Source organism: Pseudomonas sp. AFG_SD02_1510_Pfu_092 (assembly GCF_003331055.1).
Lineage (GTDB): Bacteria > Pseudomonadota > Gammaproteobacteria > Pseudomonadales > Pseudomonadaceae > Aquipseudomonas.
Genome location: NZ_PUQD01000031.1, coordinates 25,151 through 41,356, shown reverse-complemented (window position 1 = coordinate 41,356; position 16,206 = coordinate 25,151). Strand labels below are relative to the sequence as shown.

11 protein-coding genes are annotated in these 16,206 nt (G+C 65.6%); 5 read left to right on the top strand and 6 right to left on the bottom strand.

The window, feature by feature from the left end:
* The first annotated feature begins 6 nt into the window (after positions 1–6).
* From C6A77_RS14750 to C6A77_RS14730, 4 genes are all read left to right on the top strand, one after another.
* Positions 7–1,398: an FAD-dependent oxidoreductase gene (locus C6A77_RS14750; protein ID WP_114170130.1), complete on the top strand. Its 1,392-nt coding sequence runs from the start codon at positions 7–9 to the stop codon at positions 1,396–1,398.
* A 97-nt stretch (positions 1,399–1,495) separates the two neighbouring features.
* Positions 1,496–2,206, top strand: a complete 711-nt coding sequence (locus C6A77_RS14745; RefSeq protein ID WP_114170129.1) for a YebC/PmpR family DNA-binding transcriptional regulator — start codon at positions 1,496–1,498, stop codon at positions 2,204–2,206.
* Positions 2,207–2,351: 145 nt separating this feature from the next.
* Complete coding sequence (locus tag C6A77_RS14735; RefSeq protein ID WP_114170128.1) at positions 2,352–3,296, top strand: LysR family transcriptional regulator; 945 nt, start codon at positions 2,352–2,354, stop codon at positions 3,294–3,296.
* Between the two features lie 202 nt (positions 3,297–3,498).
* Positions 3,499–4,911, top strand: coding sequence for a DOPA decarboxylase (locus C6A77_RS14730; RefSeq protein WP_114170127.1), 1,413 nt, complete (start codon positions 3,499–3,501; stop codon positions 4,909–4,911).
* A gap of 301 nt (positions 4,912–5,212) precedes the next feature.
* Here the strand turns inward: C6A77_RS14730 and C6A77_RS14725 are convergent, their stop codons facing one another.
* The gene (locus C6A77_RS14725; RefSeq protein ID WP_114170126.1) at positions 5,213–6,586 is read right to left on the bottom strand and encodes an MFS transporter; all 1,374 of its coding nucleotides are present in this window, start codon (positions 6,584–6,586) and stop codon (positions 5,213–5,215) included.
* Positions 6,587–6,891: 305 nt separating this feature from the next.
* Here C6A77_RS14725 and quiC point away from each other — a divergent pair, with 305 nt between their 5' ends.
* Positions 6,892–8,799 carry a 3-dehydroshikimate dehydratase QuiC gene (quiC, locus tag C6A77_RS14720; protein ID WP_114170125.1) on the top strand — a complete coding sequence of 636 codons (1,908 nt, stop codon included), beginning with the start codon at positions 6,892–6,894 and terminating at the stop codon, positions 8,797–8,799.
* Positions 8,800–8,811: 12 nt separating this feature from the next.
* On the opposite strand, the gene chrA is transcribed toward quiC, so the two are convergent.
* The 5 genes from chrA to C6A77_RS14690 all read right to left on the bottom strand — a co-directional run bounded on the left by chrA (position 8,812) and on the right by C6A77_RS14690 (position 15,700).
* Positions 8,812–10,170: a chromate efflux transporter gene (chrA, locus tag C6A77_RS14715; RefSeq protein WP_114170124.1), complete on the bottom strand. Its 1,359-nt coding sequence runs from the start codon at positions 10,168–10,170 to the stop codon at positions 8,812–8,814.
* A gap of 18 nt (positions 10,171–10,188) precedes the next feature.
* Positions 10,189–11,052 carry a sensor domain-containing diguanylate cyclase gene (locus C6A77_RS14710; RefSeq protein ID WP_114170123.1) on the bottom strand — a complete coding sequence of 288 codons (864 nt, stop codon included), beginning with the start codon at positions 11,050–11,052 and terminating at the stop codon, positions 10,189–10,191.
* A gap of 234 nt (positions 11,053–11,286) precedes the next feature.
* Complete coding sequence (locus C6A77_RS14700) at positions 11,287–12,615, bottom strand: TolC family outer membrane protein (protein WP_114170122.1); 1,329 nt, start codon at positions 12,613–12,615, stop codon at positions 11,287–11,289.
* Position 12,616: 1 nt separating this feature from the next.
* Positions 12,617–13,957, bottom strand: a complete 1,341-nt coding sequence (locus tag C6A77_RS14695) for an HlyD family type I secretion periplasmic adaptor subunit (protein WP_114170121.1) — start codon at positions 13,955–13,957, stop codon at positions 12,617–12,619.
* Positions 13,958–13,963: 6 nt separating this feature from the next.
* Complete coding sequence (locus tag C6A77_RS14690; protein WP_114170120.1) at positions 13,964–15,700, bottom strand: type I secretion system permease/ATPase; 1,737 nt, start codon at positions 15,698–15,700, stop codon at positions 13,964–13,966.
* Positions 15,701–16,206 lie beyond the last annotated feature (506 nt).

The following is a 16,206-nucleotide window of genomic DNA, read 5'->3' as shown; positions in this document are numbered from 1 at the left end:
GAGCGAATGAGACCCTTCTGGTTGCAACAGGCCCTGGATGCGGCGCACGAGGCGGTATGCCCACCGTTGCAAGGCGATACCCGTTGCGATGTGTGCATCGTCGGCGGCGGCTATACCGGCCTGTGGACCGCGTTGATGCTCAAGGAGGCGCTGCCGGCGCTGGATGTGGTGCTGATCGAGGCCGACATCTGCGGTGCCGGGGCCAGTGGCCGCAATGGCGGTTGTGCGCTGTCCTGGTCGGCCAAGTACTTCACCCTCGAACGCCTGTTCGGGGTGGCCGAGGCGGTGCGCCTGGTGCGCGAGTCGGAGCGCAGCATCAGTGCCATCGGCGCGTTCTGTGCGGCCAATGGCATCGACTGCGACTACCGCCTGGACGGCACGCTGTACACCGCCAGCAACGCCGCCCAGGTGGGTGCCACCGACGCGGTGATCGCAGCGCTGCAGCGCAAGGGCATCAATTCGTTCAGCCGCCTGCCGCTGCAGCAGGTGCAGCGCCTGGCCGGTTCGGCGCGGCATCTGGAGGGCTGGTTTTCGCCGGCGGCCGCCACCGTGCAGCCGGGCAAGCTGGTGCGTGGCCTGCGCCGGGTGGCGTTGCAGCGCGGTGTGCGAATCTTCGAGGGCACTGCCATGACCGCTTTGCAGCACGGCGCGCCGGTGCACCTGCGCACGGCCGGCGGTAGCGTGCGCGCCGACCGCGTGGTGCTGGGCCTCAACGCCTGGATGGCGCGCGCCTTCCCGCAGTTCGAACGCAGCGTGGCGATTGTTTCCAGCGACATGGTCATCACTGAACCGTGCCCCGACCTGCTGCGCCAGGTTGGCCTGGACAGCGGCGTCAGCGTGCTCGATTCGCGCATCTTCGTGCATTACTACCACAACACCGGTGACGGTCGGCTGATGCTCGGCAAGGGCGGTAATACCTTCGCCTACGGTGGGCGCATGCTGCCGGTGTTCGACCAGCCCTCACCGTACCAGTCGCTATTGCGCGAAAGCCTGGGCGAGTTCTTCCCGGCGTTGGCCGGGGTGCCGCTGGCGGCCAGCTGGAACGGGCCGTCCGACCGCTCGGTGACCGGCTTGCCGTTCTTCGGCCGGCTGGACGGGCAGGGCAACGTGTTCTACGGCTTAGGTTACTCCGGCAGCGGTGTCGGGCCGTGCCACATGGGCGGGCAGATCCTCTCGTCGCTGGCGCTGGGGCTGGACAACCCGTGGACCCGCTCGCCACTGGTCAAAGGCCCGCTCGGGCTGTTCCCGCCCGAGCCGATTCGCTACCTGGGCTCGCTGCTGGTGCGCAATGCCATCCGCCGCAAGGAGCGCGCCGAGGACCGTGGCCTGCGTCCGCGGCGGCTGGATGTGCGCCTGGCGCGCTTCGCTGCGGCGGCAGGCAAAGCCGATAAAGGCTGACGAGATTGCTTGTCGAACGCGGGGCTGAGGGCGTATAAACTGCACCCACTTTTGGCCGGTCGCTTCCTGAACCGGCCGCTGAAACAAGAGAGTCGACATGGGCGCACAGTGGAAAGCCAAGCATAGAGAAACAGCTGCCAACGCCAAGGGCAAGATCATGGGCAAGCTGGCCAAGGAAATTCAGATTGCTGCCAAATCTGGCGCCGACCCGGACATGAACCCGCGCCTGCGCCTGGCCATCGCCCAGGCCAAGAAAGCCTCGATGACCCGTGAAACGCTGGAACGCGCCATCAAGAAAGGCGCCGGCCTGGACGGCGAAGCCGTGCAATACCATGCCGTCAGCTATGAGGGCTTCGCCCCGCACCAGGTGCCGCTGATCGTCGAGTGCCTGACCGACAACGTCAACCGCACCGTCGCGCAAATCCGTGTGCTGTTCCGCAAGGGCCAGCTGGGTGCCAGCGGTTCGGTAACCTGGGACTTCAACCATGTCGGCCTGATCGAAGCCACCCCGGAAGGCGACGCCGACCCGGAAATGGCCGCGATCGAAGCCGGTGCCCAGGACTTCGAAGAGGGTGAAGAGGAGGGCTCGACCCTGTTCATCACCGACACCACCGACCTCGACGCGGTGCAAAAAGCCCTGCCGGAGCATGGCTTCACCGTGACCTCGGCGAAGATCGGCTACACCCCGAAAAACCCGGTCAGCGCCGCCAGCCTGAGTGCTGAGGCGCTGGCCGAGGTAGAAGCGTTCCTCGAGGCGATCGACGAGAACGATGATGTGCAGAACGTGTACGTCGGTCTGACCGACTGATCTGATTCTTTGGGGCCGCTTTGCGGCCCAATCGCCGGCAAGCCAGCTCCCACAGGTACAGCACAAGCCCCAACGGTTGTGGATGACCCTGTGGGAGCTGGCTTGCCGGCGATTGGGCCGGTCGATTCTCTGGAAGGGAGCCTGTATGAACCCCACCTTCGCCTCCCTCAGCCTCGCCCACCTGCGTACCCTTGACCACCTGTTGCAGCTGAAGAACCTCAGCCACGCCGCCGAGCGCCTGGGCGTCAGCCAGTCGGCCCTCAGCCGCCAGCTGGCCCACCTGCGCGAAGCCTTCGACGACCCGCTGCTGGTGCGCCAAGGCCGTGGCTATGTGCTCAGCGAGCATGCCGAAGCCCTGGTCGAACCGTTGCGCCAGGTACTCGAAGCGCTGCACGCCCTGCGTCAGCCCGCCGTGTTCGACCCGGCGCGCTGCGAGCGGCGCTTTTGCCTGGCGGCTTCCGATTACGTGGCCGAGCACATGTTGCCGCTGCTGGTGGCGGCGCTGGAGCGCGAGGCGCCGGGCGTATCGCTGGAGTACCGCACCTGGCAGGCGGGCCAATATGCGTTGCTGGCCAGCGGCGAGATCGACCTGGCCACCACGCTGTTCGATGAATCGCCAGCCAACCTGCACGGCCGCCTGCTGGGCGAGGACCGCGCCGTGTGCCTGATGCACCGCGACCACCCGCTGGCCGTCTGCAGCGCGCTGAGCCAGGCCGATTACCTGGCGCACAAGCATGTGCGTATTTCCGGCGGCGGCGACAAGGACAGTTTCATCGACCGCCACCTGCGCGCCCAGGGCCTGCAGCGGCGGGTCAGCCTGGAAGTGCCGTTCTTTTCGGCCACGGTGCAGGTGATCGCCAACAGCCAGGCGCTGGCCACGGTGCCCGAGCACATCGCCCGGCAGCTGTGCCGCCTGCATGACCTGGCCTGGCGCCCGCTGGGCTTCATCGAGCACAGCCAGCGTTACTGGGTGGTCTGGCACCAGCGGCTGCAGGCTTCGGCCGAGCACCGCTGGTTGCGCAACCGGGTGTTCGAGCTATGGCGCCAATCGCAGTTCGGCGTGCAGGGTGGGCATGCGGGTTTGCCATAGTAGGTATGCGCAAGGCGGGGTTATTCGGTTCGGCATAGCTGCCTAGACTGTTGGGCATTGTGTTGTCTGTACTGGCCTCTTCGCGGGTAAACCCGCTCCCACAAGAACTGCATCGCTCTCAAGCACGTTGCAATACCTGTGGGAGCGGGTTTACCCGCGAAGAGGCCGGCACAGGCGGCTAACAACCCACAGGAGCCCGAGCGTGACCCCCGAACAATTCCGCCAGTACGGCCACCAACTGATCGACCTGATCGCCGACTACCGCCAGACCGTCGGCGAACGCCCGGTCATGGCCCAGGTCGCCCCCGGCTACCTCAAGGCCGCCTTGCCGGCCCAGGCCCCCCGCCAGGGCGAGCCTTTCGCGGCGATTCTCGACGACGTCAACCAGCTGGTCATGCCCGGCCTGTCCCACTGGCAGCACCCGCATTTCTACGGCTACTTCCCTTCCAATGGCACGCTGTCGTCGGTCCTCGGTGATTTCCTCAGCACCGGCCTGGGCGTACTCGGCCTGTCGTGGCAGTCCAGCCCGGCCCTGAGCGAACTGGAAGAAACCACCCTCGACTGGCTGCGCCAGCTGCTTGGCTTGTCTGGGCAGTGGAGCGGGGTGATCCAGGACACCGCATCCACCAGCACCCTGGTGGCGCTGATCAGCGCCCGGGAACGTGCCACCGACTACGCCTTGGTCCGTGGCGGCCTGCAGGCCGAAGCCAGGCCGTTGATCGTGTATGTCAGCGCGCATGCCCACAGCTCGGTGGACAAGGCCGCGCTGCTGGCCGGTTTTGGCCGCGAAAACATCCGCCTGATCGCCACCGACGAGCAATACGCCCTGCGCCCGGAGGCCTTGCAAGCAGCGATCGAGCAGGACCTGGCCGCTGGCAATCGGCCGTGCGCGGTGGTCGCCACCACCGGCACCACCACCACCACCGCCCTCGACCCGCTGCGGCCAATCGGCGAGATCGCCCAGGCCCATGGCCTGTGGCTGCACGTGGACTCGGCCATGGCCGGTTCGGCGATGATCCTGCCGGAATGCCGCTGGATGTGGGACGGCATCGAGCTGGCCGATTCGGTGGTGGTCAATGCGCACAAGTGGCTGGGTGTGGCCTTCGATTGTTCGATCTACTACGTGCGCGACCCGCAGCACCTGATTCGGGTGATGAGCACCAACCCCAGCTACCTGCAATCGGCGGTGGACGGCGAGGTGAAGAACCTGCGTGACTGGGGCATCCCGCTGGGGCGGCGGTTCCGGGCCTTGAAGCTGTGGTTCATGCTGCGTAGCGAGGGTGTGGAGGCCTTGCAGGCACGGCTGCGGCGCGACCTGGACAATGCCCGCTGGCTGGCCGCGCAGGTTGGCGCGGCGGCGCAGTGGGAGCTGCTGGCACCGGTGCCGTTGCAGACCTTGTGCATTCGCCATCGGCCGGCGGGGCTGCAAGGGCAGGCGCTGGATGCGCATACCAAGGCGTGGGCCGAGCGGCTGAATGCGTCCGGTGAGGCCTATGTGACGCCAGCGACGCTGGACGGGCAGTGGATGGTGCGGGTGTCGATTGGCGCACTGCCGACCGAGCGGGCGGATGTCGAGCGGCTTTGGCAGTGTTTGCAGGAAGTGGTGACAGGCTGAGGTCGCCGGGGCCGCTTTGCGGCCCTTTCGCCGGCAAGCCAGCTCCCACAGGTACGGTGCAAGGCTCAATTCATGTGAAAAAACTTGGTGGGAGCAACTGTCTTGCTCAATTTTGAAACATTGGCGCCAACTCTGTGGGAGCGGGCGCGCCCGCGAACACCGGCGCAGCCGGTGCCATCCACCGCGCCGCCTGCTTCGCGGGCTTGCCCGCTCCCACAGGATTGGTGTGGCCTGTGGGCCTTGTGCAATACCTGGGGGGGCTTGCCGGCGAAAGGGCTGCAGGGCAGCCCCGTGCGGCCTGTCAGTGGCTCACCGCCTGAAAGCTGCCTTTACGGCTGGCCTCGTACGCCGCTTTCTCCATCGGCCTGGCCTGAGGGTTGCCCAGGTCCTCCATCGCCAGGCGGTGGGTTTCCGGGGCAATGTATGCTGCCAGGGCGCATACGCAGGTGATGAAGAACGCCAGCCCACCGACCACCAGCGGGATGTTCTCCGAGCCGGGCGGGGCAACCAGGGCGAACAGTGCCGGCAGCATGGCGGTCAGCATGGTGCCGATGTTCTGTGCGATGGCCATGGCCGAAACGCGATAACGGGTGTGGAACAGCTCTGGGTAGAAGCTTGGGAACACCGCGTTGTAGCCCTGGTAGACCATGCCCCACATGACGATCGACGCGGCGAACGCCAGCGGCACGTTCTGTATGCTGATGGCGTACAGGTAGACGAAGGCCAGCAGGCCCGAGCCGAGGCAACCGGCGATCATGGTCGGGCGACGGCCGATCTTGTCCGACAGGTTGCCGACGAAGGGGATCACCAGCACCGCGACGATGTTGCCGACCACCGGAATCCACAGGTACACACTCTTGTCGAAGCCAATGCCGTACGCCGGCTGTACCGCGTAGGCGGCACCGAAGATGGTGGCCACCACCGGGATCACGTTCATCAGCGCCATGAACATCACCAGCACCATGTGCTTCCAGCTGTGCTGGAAGGCTTCGCTGATGGGCGATTTGGCCACCTTGTCCTGCTGCTCTTCCTTCACGAACGCCGGGGTTTCGTGCACTTCCTTGCGAATGATGAAGCCGGCAATCAGCACGATGGCGCTCATCAGGAACGGTATGCGCCAGCCCCAGTCGTTGAACGCCTCGCTCGGCATGAAGTAGGCCAGTGGCAGGAACACCGCCGCCGCCAGGACCTGGCCAGCCTGCACGCCCTGCAGGGTGAAGCTGGCGTAGTAGCCCCTTCTGCCGAACGGCGCATGTTCCATGATCATCGAACTGGCGCCGGAGATTTCCCCGGCCACGGCAAAGCCCTGGACCAGGCGCAGCACCACCAGCAAGGCCGGTGCGAGCAGGCCGATGTCGTGGTAGGTGGGCAGCAGGCCGACGGCCATGGTCGACAGGCCCATCAGGAACATGCACAGCAGCAGGACGTTCTTGCGGCCGCGGGTGTCGCCCCAGTGGCCCAGCACGAAGGCGCCGACAGGGCGCGCCAGGTAACCCACGCCGTAGGTGGCCAACGAGGCGATGATGGCCATTTTCGGGTCGGTATTAGGGAAGAATATCTGCGGGAAAATCAGCGCAGCGGCCTGGGCGTAGATGAAAAAGTCGTAGTACTCGAGTGCCGAGCCTATCCACCCACTGGCGGTCGCTTTCTTCGCTTGAGAGCTGGAGTGAGCCATCGTTGTCTCCGTTGTTATTGTTGTTTGCGCAGGTTCCGCCGGGGGTTGGGCAAGGCAGGAGGCAATGGTCGGTGTGCCTGCGTCTGTGGTTCATGTTGACCACGGGCCAGCGGGCTGGCAATTCGCAGAAACGGGTTGTGTGCGATAATCGAACGAAAAACTAACCATTTCGTACAAACCTGTTGAAGCGCCGACTTTACCTGCGAATAATCGATCCTGCCAGGCACTGTGGCTGCGCATTTTCAGGCGTGGTCCTGTCGCCTTGCAGCCGCTTCGTAACCTTCTAACAACAAGGAACTCCCGCCATGCAGCGTTCGATCGCCACCGTGTCCTTGAGCGGCACCCTGCCGGAAAAGCTCGAAGCCATCGCCGCCGCCGGTTTCGACGGTGTCGAGATCTTCGAGAACGACCTGCTGTATTACGCCGGCAGCCCGCGCCAGGTCCGCCAGATGTGCGCCGACATGGGCATTGCCATTACCTTGTTCCAGCCATTTCGCGACTTTGAAGGCTGCCGCCGCGACCGCCTGCAGAAAAACCTCGACCGCGCCGAGCGCAAGTTCGACCTGATGCAGGAACTGGGTACCGACCTGGTGCTGGTGTGCAGTAACGTCCAGGCCGACGCCCTGGGCGATGAACAGGTACTGGTCGACGACCTGCGCCTGCTGGGCGAGCAGGCTGGCAAGCGCGGCCTGCGCATTGGTTACGAAGCGCTGGCCTGGGGCCGCCACGTCAACACCTACCAGCAAGTGTGGAACCTGGTGCGCCAGGCCGATCACCCGGCCCTCGGGGTGATCCTCGACAGCTTTCACACCTTGTCGCTCAAAGGTGACCCCAGCGCGATCCGCGACATCCCCGGCGACAAGATCTTCTTCGTGCAAATGGCCGATGCGCCGATCCTGGCCATGGATGTGCTGGAGTGGAGCCGCCACTTCCGCTGCTTCCCGGGGCAGGGCGAGATGGACCTGGCCGGCTTCCTCGCGCCGATCCTCGTCACCGGCTACCGTGGCCCGCTGTCGCTGGAAATCTTCAACGACGGCTTCCGCGCCGCACCACCCCGGCAGAACGCCGCCGATGGCCTGCGTTCGCTGCTGTACCTCGAAGAGCAGACCCGCCTGCGCCTGGAGCAGGAAAACACCCCGATCGAGCCTGGCGTACTGTTCACCCCGCCAGCCGCCAGCCGCTACGACGGCGTGGAATTTCTCGAATTCGCGGTCGACGAAGCCGTCGGCGCGCGCCTGGGCAGCTGGCTGAAGCGCCTGGGCTTCGCCGCAGCCGGCACGCACCGCAGCAAAGCGGTGCAGCTGCTGCGTCAGGGCGATATCAACATCGTGCTGAACGCCGAACCCTATTCCTTCGGCCACAACTTCTTCGAAGCCCATGGGCCGTCGTTGTGCGCTACCGCGCTGCGGGTCAAGGACCAGCAGGCCGCGCTGAAGCGTGCCACGGCCTTGGGTGGCCAGCCGTTCCGTGGCCTGGTCGGGCCTAACGAGTGCGAGGTGCCGGCGGTGCGCGCGCCAGACGGCAGCCTGCTGTACCTGGTGGAGCAGGGCACGGCCGGCCAGACCCTGTACCACACCGACTTCAGCCTGGACCAGAGCGCCACTGCCAGCGGCGGCCTGCGCCGCATCGACCATATGGCCCTGGCCCTGCCGGCCGAGTCACTGGACAGCTGGGTGCTGTTCTACAAGAGCCTGTTCGGCTTCGCCGCCGACGACGAAGTGGTGCTGCCGGACCCTTACGGCCTGGTCAAGAGCCGCGCCCTGCGCAGCCAGTGCGGCACCTTGCGCCTGCCGCTGAACATCTCGGAAAACCGCAATACGGCGATTGCCCACGCGCTGTCCAGCTACCGCGGCTCGGGGGTGCATCACATTGCCTTCGACTGTGACGACATTTTCCGTGAGGTGGCGCGGGCCAAGCTGGCCGGGGTGCCGCTGCTGGAGATTCCGCTGAACTACTACGACGATCTGGCCGCGCGTTTCGACTTCGACGACGAGTTCCTCAGCGAGCTGGCCTACTACAACGTGCTGTACGACCGCGACGCCCAGGGCGGCGAGCTGTTCCATGTCTACACCGAGCCGTTCGAGGAGCGCTTCTTCTTCGAGATCATCCAGCGCAAGGCGGGCTACAGCGGTTATGGCGCGGCCAACGTCGCGGTGCGCCTGGCGGCGATGGCCAAGGCCCGCAGCGGTGCGGCGCGCAAGCCGGTGCTTTAGCCTGGCGCGCGGCTACCGCGCGCCTGCCAGGTGGATGGCCAGCCCCGCCACGGCACAGGCCAGCAGCACCTGGATCACCCCGCGCTTGTAGCGGAACAAGGCCACCGTCGCCGCCAGGGCAATCAGCGCCGAAGGCCAGTCGAACGGCCCGTCGAGCCCGGCCGGCCACAGCACGTGGTAGCCGAAGAACAGCGCCAGGTTGAGGATCACGCCTACCACTGCGGCGGTGATCCCGGTCAGCGGGGCGGTGAACTTCAGTTCGTTGTGGGTCGATTCCACCAGCGGGCCACCAGCGAGGATGAACAGGAACGAGGGCAGGAAGGTGAACCAGGTCACCAGGCTCGCCGCCACCGCGCCGGCGATGAACGCCTGGTCGCTGCCGAACATGGGGTGCAGGTAGCCGCCGACGAAGCCGACGAAGGCCACCACCATGATCAGCGGCCCGGGGGTGGTTTCACCCAGTGCCAGGCCATCGATCATCTGCGTTGGCGACAGCCAGCCGTAATGGCCGACCGCGCCCTGGTAGACGTAAGGCAACACCGCGTAGGCGCCGCCGAAGGTCAGCAAGGCCGCCTTGGTGAAGAACCAGCCCATTTGCGTCAGCGTGCCGTGCCAGCCGAAGCTGGCCATTAGCACCGCCATGGGCAGCAGCCACAGCACGGCGCCCACCAGCAGCAGGCCCACTAACCGCCCCCAGCTGAAACGCGCGTGCGCCGGTGTTGGCGTGTGGTCGTCGATCAGCGCCGGGCCATGGCTGGCCTTGGCCGCGCTGTGGCCACCGCCGGGCGCGAACTGCCCCGGCAGCAGTCGCCCACCGAGATAACCCAGCACGGCGGCCGCCAGCACGATCAGCGGGAAGGGCACGTTGAGGGCAAAAATGGCCACGAACGACGCCGCTGCAATGGCCCACAACCAGCCGTTTTTCAGGGCGCGCGTGCCAATGCGGTGGGCGGCATGCACGACAATGGCGGTCACGGCCGGCTTGATCCCGTAGAAAATCCCGGCTACCACCGGCACCTCGCCCCAGGCCAGATAGACCCACGACAGGCCGATCAGGAGGAACAGCGACGGCAGCACGAACAGGGCGCCGGCAATCACCCCGCCCCAGGTGCGGTGCATCAGCCAGCCGATGTAGGTGGCCAGTTGCTGGGCCTCGGGGCCAGGCAGCAACATGCAATAGTTGAGGGCATGCAGGAAGCGCCGTTCGCTGATCCAGCGGCGGCGTTCCACCAGTTCCTGATGCATGATCGCAATCTGCCCCGCCGGGCCGCCGAAGCTGATGAAGCCCAGCTTCAGCCAGAACAGCAGGGCTTCGCCCAGGCCGATGTGGGCGCGTGGTTGCTCGGCCGCCTGTTGCCGATGTTCTGCCATGGTCGTTCCCTTTTTCACTTAGCCCGCCGCAGTGCGCTGTCGTTTGATTCGGTACATATCACCATCAGCATGGCGTAGCAGCATGTCGGCATCGCTGCCGTCCCTGGGGAAACAGGCCACGCCGATGCTGCAGGATGGCGCGTCGATGCCGGAAAGCCCGGCGCCGAGTGGCTCGGCCATGGCCGCCAGGATGCGCGCCACGTGCTCGGCAATGGCCTCGGGCGAGGCGTTGTCGGTCAGCAGCACGGTGAATTCGTCACCGCCCATCCGCGCCACCGTATCGGCGGCACCTACGCAGCCTTCCAGGCGCCGGGCCACGGTGCACAGCACCCGATCGCCGACGCTGTGGCCGTGGTTGTCGTTGATGTCCTTGAAGTGATTGATGTCGAGGAACAGCAAGGCCAGCGGCTGGTTGCGCTGGCGGGCGGCGGCGAGTGCGGTATCCAGCCGGTCGTTGAACATGGCCCGGTTGGCCAGGCGGGTGAGCGGGTCGTGGTGGGCGAGGAAGCGCAGTTCTTCCTCGGCCTGGCACTGGGCCGTCACATCCCGCGCCACACCGATGCGCGCGTCGGCCTCAGCCGACCAGCAGGCCGCCCAGAGGATATGCACGATCGTGCCGTCCTTGCGGATGTAGCGGTTGCGGAAGTCGTAGTGGGACTGGCCGTTCATCACCCGGACGATCGAGGCGCGGGTGATGGCCAGGTCGTCAGGGTGCATGTAGTCGGTGATCGGCGTACCGACCAGTTCGTGGGCCTGGTAGCCCAGCAGCGCCTCACAGGCATCGCTGACGAAAACGATCTGGTTGTCCCGGTCGACCACGAACACGGTGTCCAGCATCAGATGGATCAACCTGGGGTACAACGTTTGCAGGTCTACGGGCATGGTTCGGAGCGTCCGCGGCGAGGTGAGCGATCATAGCGTGAAGGACGCGGGCGCAGCTATGGGCGCTTTGACGGGGCTGGCGCCGTATTGCTTGGTGAGGGATTCGCCGTACCTGTGGGAGCGGCTTCAGCCGCGAACACCGGCGTAGCCGGTGCCATGCACCGCGTCGGGTTCTTCGCGGCTGAAGCCGCTCCCACAGGGTTCGCCGACCGCCTGCGAATCAGTGGTTTGCGGTCAGTTGCTCACCATCAGTTCCGGCCCCAGGTAACCGTTGACCTGGTCGATATCATCATCCCCCAGGCTGCCGACCGACGAGGCCAGGCGCAGCCTTGCCATCAGGTAGTTGAGCTTGGCTTCGAACAGGTCGTGGCGGGCGTCGTACAGCAACTCCTCGGCATTGAGCACATCGGAGTTGGTGCTGGTACCGCCTTCCTTGAAGCCCTTGCGGGTAGACACCAGCGAGCGTTCGTTGGAGGCCACGGCCTTTTCCAGGGCCTGGATGCGCAAGGCACCGCTTTGCACCCCGCGGAACTCCCGGGTGGTGCCGGAAATCACTTCCTGGCGGGTGGCGTCCAGTTCATCCAGCGCCTTGGAACTGTTGGCGCTGGCTTGGCGGGTGAGGGCGCTGGTGCTGCCACCGCTGTACAGCGGGATGTTCAGCTCCAGCCCGACCGAGCTGTAGTGGTTGCGCTGGTTCAGTTCGGAAATCGACTGGCTGCTGCCGGCGTTGTACCCCGCGACGAAGTCCAGGGTCGGCCAGTGCCCGGCACGGGCGCGTTTCACTTCTTCTTCGGCCAGCTCGTAGCTGTGCCGACGCGCATGAATCAACGGGCTGTCGGTCTGGGCCTTGACCAGCCAGTCCTGCAGGTTGCCCGGCATCAGCGGTGGGGTGCTGAAGCCGGGCTGCAGGGTGGTCAGCGACTCTGGGGTTTCACCGATGTATTCCTCGAGCTTGCGCCGGGCGTTGACCAGGTTGTCCTGCGCCTCGATCAGGTCGGCTTCGGCCAGGTCGCGGCGGGCGACCGACTCGTCGATGTCGGTGACGGTGCCGGCACCCAGCTCCATGCGCCGCTTCGCTGACGCCAGCTGTTCTTCGAAGGCGTTCAGCTTGGCCTTGGCCAGGGTGATGGTTTCACTGGCCAGCAGCACATCGAAGTAGGCGTCGGCCAGGCGCACCGCGGCGTCCTGGCTCTTGGCATCGAACACCGCCACGCTGTAGTCGGCACGCTGCTGGCCCTGGCGGTACTCGGCCATCTTCTGCTTGTTGAACAGCGGTTGGCGCAGGCGCACGCTGGCGCCCTTGGAGTCATAGTCGAGGTCGCTGTCACGGCCATTCTGGCGCTGGCTGCCGTTGACCTTGTTGAAGTAGCCCGAGGCATTGATCTGCGGCAGCAGCCCGGCTTCGCCGATGGCCCGGTTCTCGCTGCCGGCCTCTTTCTCGTGCACTGCCGCGCGGTAGATCGGGCCCTGGTACTGCAACAGGTCCCAGGCTTGCTTCAGGTCCATGGCGCTGGCCTGCACGGCCATTCCCAGCAGGCACAACATCAGGCATGGGCGTTTCATGTCATTGCTCCTTGAACGCGGCATCCACGCGTTCGAGCATCGGCTTGAGCAGGTAGCTGAGCAGGTTGCGTTCGCCGGTCTTGATGGTGACGGTGGCCGGCATGCCGGGGCGGATGTGGTTGCTGCCGAGCAGGCCCATGCCGGCCGGGGTCACTTCCACCTGGGCCAGGTAGTAGGGTTGCTTGCTTTCTTCGTCCATCAGGCGGTCGGCGGAAATGGTCTTGACCCGCCCGGGAATGTTCGGCGTCTGCGCATGGTTGAATGCCGGGAAGGCGAGGTCCACATCCAGCCCCGGGACCATCTTGTCGATGGCCTGTACCGGGATCATCGCGTCGACCTGCAACGGCTGGTCGAGCGGTACCACCTCCATGATCTTCGCGCCAGGCTGGATGATGCCGCCGACCGTGGCGATGCTCAGGGCCTGGACCATGCCGTCGATTGGCGAGCGGATCACCGTGTGGGTCACCTCGTAGTCCAGCGCGCGCAGGCGGTCGGCGAGGGTGGTGTTTTCCTTGGCGGTGTCGGTCAGCTGCGACTCCACTTCTTTCAGGTAGTCGTGCTGGCGCTGCAGCATGCGCAACTTGATTTCGGTGGCCTGGCTGCGCGCCCGGGCGATGTTGTTGAGGTTTTCTGCCTGGCCGGCAGACAGGTCGGCATTGTTGCGCTCCAGTTCCAGCAGGCGGTTGCGCGGCACATAGCCCTCGGCGGCCAGCACGCGGGTGCCTTGCAGTTCCTGGTTGAGGAAACCGATCTGCGAGGCGCGGGCGCCGTACACCTGCTGCAGGCCTTTGAGCTGCACCCCGGTGGCGGCGAGGTTTTCTTCGAGGATGCTCAGCTCACCGGCAAGGCCGGCACGGCGGGTGTCGAGCAGGCGCTGTTGCAGGTCCATCGCCGCCAGCAGGCGCGGGTCGCTGCCATAGTGCTTGAGCAGGGCCGGGTCGAAGCGGATGGTGTCGCGGCCATCGCGCTCGGCTTCCAGGCGGTTTTCCACGGTCTTGCTGACGATGTACTGGGCGCTGATGGCGCCCTGTTCGGCCACCGCGCGCAAGGCGTCGAGGCGCACCACCTCCTGGCCTTTCTTCACCACATCGCCTTCGCGCACCAGGATCGCCTCGACCGTGCCGCCGGTCAGGTGCTGCACCGCCTTGCGGTTGCTGGTGACCTTGACCGTGCCGGTGGCGACCACCCCGGCATCCAGTGGCGCCAGGCACGACCACAGCAGGAAACCGCCGAAGCCGGCGATCATCAGCCATACCCCCCAGCGTGCCGGTCGAGCGGCGTCCAGGTCGATCAGGTTGCGCGCCTCGGCGGGAAACAACTCGGTGTGTTGGGTCATCTGCATGATCGGTCACTCCCGTACTTTTACCGAAGCCAGCGGCGCTGCGGTCGCCGCCGGGATCACGCTGGCCTTGCGCAGCGCCGCGAACACTTCGTCGCGGCTGCCGAGCATGTGCACCGTGCCGTCACGCAGCATCAGCACCTTGTCGACCGCGCACAGCACGTTGGGCCGGTGGGAAATCAGGATCACCGTGGCCCCGCGCGCCTTGAGTTCGGCCAGTGCATCGACCAGGGCCTTTTCGCCGACGTCGTCGAGGTTGGCGTTGGGCTCGTCGAGCACCACCAGGTTCGGCTCGCCATACAGCGCGCGGGCCAGGGCGATGCGTTGCTTCTGGCCACCGGACAGCGGGCTGCCATCGGCCGCCAGGCGGGTGTCGTAGCCCTGGGCGAAGCGCAAAATCATGTCGTGCACGCCGCTGCTGCGGGCGGCGCGGATCACCGCCTCGCTGTCCACTTCGGCAAAACGCGCGATGTTTTCGGCGATGGTGCCCTCGAACAACTCCACATCCTGCGGCAGATAACCGAGCCAGGGGCCGAGTTCGGCCTTGTTCCAGGTGAAGATGTCGGCGCCGTCGAGGCGCACCTTGCCGGCCTGGGCCGGCCACACGCCGACCAGCAGGCGGGCGAGGGTGGACTTGCCCGAGGCCGAAGGGCCGATGATGCCCAGGCTTTCACCCGGGACCAGGCTGAAGCTCACCCCGCGCACGATGCTGTTGTTGGTGCCGGGCGCGCCGGCGATCACGTTCTCCACGGCGAGCATGCCCATCGGCCGCTGCAAAGACATGCTCGGCGGCCGCTGCGGGAAGTCGTGCAGCAGCTCGTTGAGCCGGCCCCAGGCCGAACGGCAGCCGAGCAGTTGCTTCCACGAGGCGATCACCTGTTCCACCGGGCCCAGGGCGCGGCCGGTGAGGATCGAGCAGGCGATCATCATGCCGGGGGTGATCTTGCCTTCGATCGCCAGCAGCGCGCCAGCACCGAGGATCACCGACTGCAAGGTGATGCGCACGAAGCGCCCGGTGCTGCTGATCAGCGCCGCGCGGTCGGAGGCCAGGGTCTGCATCTGCAGGATACGCAAGTGGCCCTGGTACCAGCGCTTGCCGATGGCCGGCAGCATGCCCATGGCTTCGATCACCTCAGCGTTGCGCAGGTTGTTGTTGGCGTAGCTGGCCGACGACAGCGCGGCCTGGTTGGCCTCGGCCAGGGGTTTCTGCGTGGCTTTTTCGGTGAGGTAGGCCAGTGCTACCAGGATCAGTGAGCCAATCAGCGTGACCAGCCCCAGCAGCGGGTGGATCAGGTAGGCGACCAGCAGGTAGATCGGCGTCCAGGGGGCATCGAAGAAGGCGAACAGGCCGTTGCCGGTAAGAAACTGCCGCACCTGCGCCAGGTCTTGCAGGGCCTGGGCCGGGTTGCCGCCGGCGCGGCTCAGGTTGCGCTCGAAGGCGGCACTGAAGATGCGTCGGTTGAGCTCCATGTCCAGGCAGTTGCCGACCCGGATCAACACGCGGGTGCGGATCATCTCCAGCGCCGACATCAGCAGGAACAGGCCGATCACCAGCAGGGTGAGCATGCCCAGGGTGGTGACGTTGCGGCTGACCAGGGCGCGGTCGTACACCTGCAACATATAAATAGATGGCGTCAACATCATGACGTTTATCACGCCGCTGAACGCAGCCAGGGCAAAAAAGCTTCGGCGCAGGCGAAACAACACTTCGGCCAGCTCGGAGCGGGTACGCGGCGGCTTGTGCATCGGTGGCCTCCCTTTATCACAAAACGGGAAGCCCTTGCGGCGCCCCGTACAGCGGTAGTTGTGGCTTCTGGTCGGCTCGCAGGCGGGTCGCTCTAAGGGGCGAATGGTCCAAGACGCTGCGTTGCTCCCACATGCTGGAGCGTAGGTTGCAGCGAAACAATCAGTAATATCTTTTCGCTCTAAAAGTACGTTGAACTTTTTATAAGTGCCATAAAAACAGCGAGTTGCAACGCATTATCATCGCTGCGCGGATTTTTCGACGAGAATTTGACAAGTTTTTCTTCTGCGACTTTAGTCTGATGTATTCGGACCCCGTGCGAGCAGGGATCGATGCGTGTGCGTTACACCTGTATCGCACCGTTAACAAGGTTCCCGCGTTGCAGAGGGAACCGGCTTGCCGGCGATGAGGCCAGTGGCAAAGCACAGGACCGTAGTGCCCAACTGCCCCCAGAACCCAGAACCAGAAACTGCGCACGTCAACTGACTGGGCGCGGGAAGGACCCTGT

Coding starts and splice junctions, on each gene's coding strand:
- C6A77_RS14745 (WP_114170129.1), top strand. CDS start 1,496: ATGGGCGCACAGTGGAAAGCCAAGCATAGAGAAACAGCTGCCAACGCC.
- quiC (WP_114170125.1), top strand. CDS start 6,892: ATGCAGCGTTCGATCGCCACCGTGTCCTTGAGCGGCACCCTGCCGGAA.
- C6A77_RS14710 (WP_114170123.1), bottom strand. CDS start 11,052: ATGCCCGTAGACCTGCAAACGTTGTACCCCAGGTTGATCCATCTGATG.
- C6A77_RS14700 (WP_114170122.1), bottom strand. CDS start 12,615: ATGAAACGCCCATGCCTGATGTTGTGCCTGCTGGGAATGGCCGTGCAG.
- chrA (WP_114170124.1), bottom strand. CDS start 10,170: ATGGCAGAACATCGGCAACAGGCGGCCGAGCAACCACGCGCCCACATC.
- C6A77_RS14725 (WP_114170126.1), bottom strand. CDS start 6,586: ATGGCTCACTCCAGCTCTCAAGCGAAGAAAGCGACCGCCAGTGGGTGG.
- C6A77_RS14750 (WP_114170130.1), top strand. CDS start 7: ATGAGACCCTTCTGGTTGCAACAGGCCCTGGATGCGGCGCACGAGGCG.
- C6A77_RS14690 (WP_114170120.1), bottom strand. CDS start 15,700: ATGCACAAGCCGCCGCGTACCCGCTCCGAGCTGGCCGAAGTGTTGTTT.
- C6A77_RS14735 (WP_114170128.1), top strand. CDS start 2,352: ATGAACCCCACCTTCGCCTCCCTCAGCCTCGCCCACCTGCGTACCCTT.
- C6A77_RS14695 (WP_114170121.1), bottom strand. CDS start 13,957: ATGCAGATGACCCAACACACCGAGTTGTTTCCCGCCGAGGCGCGCAAC.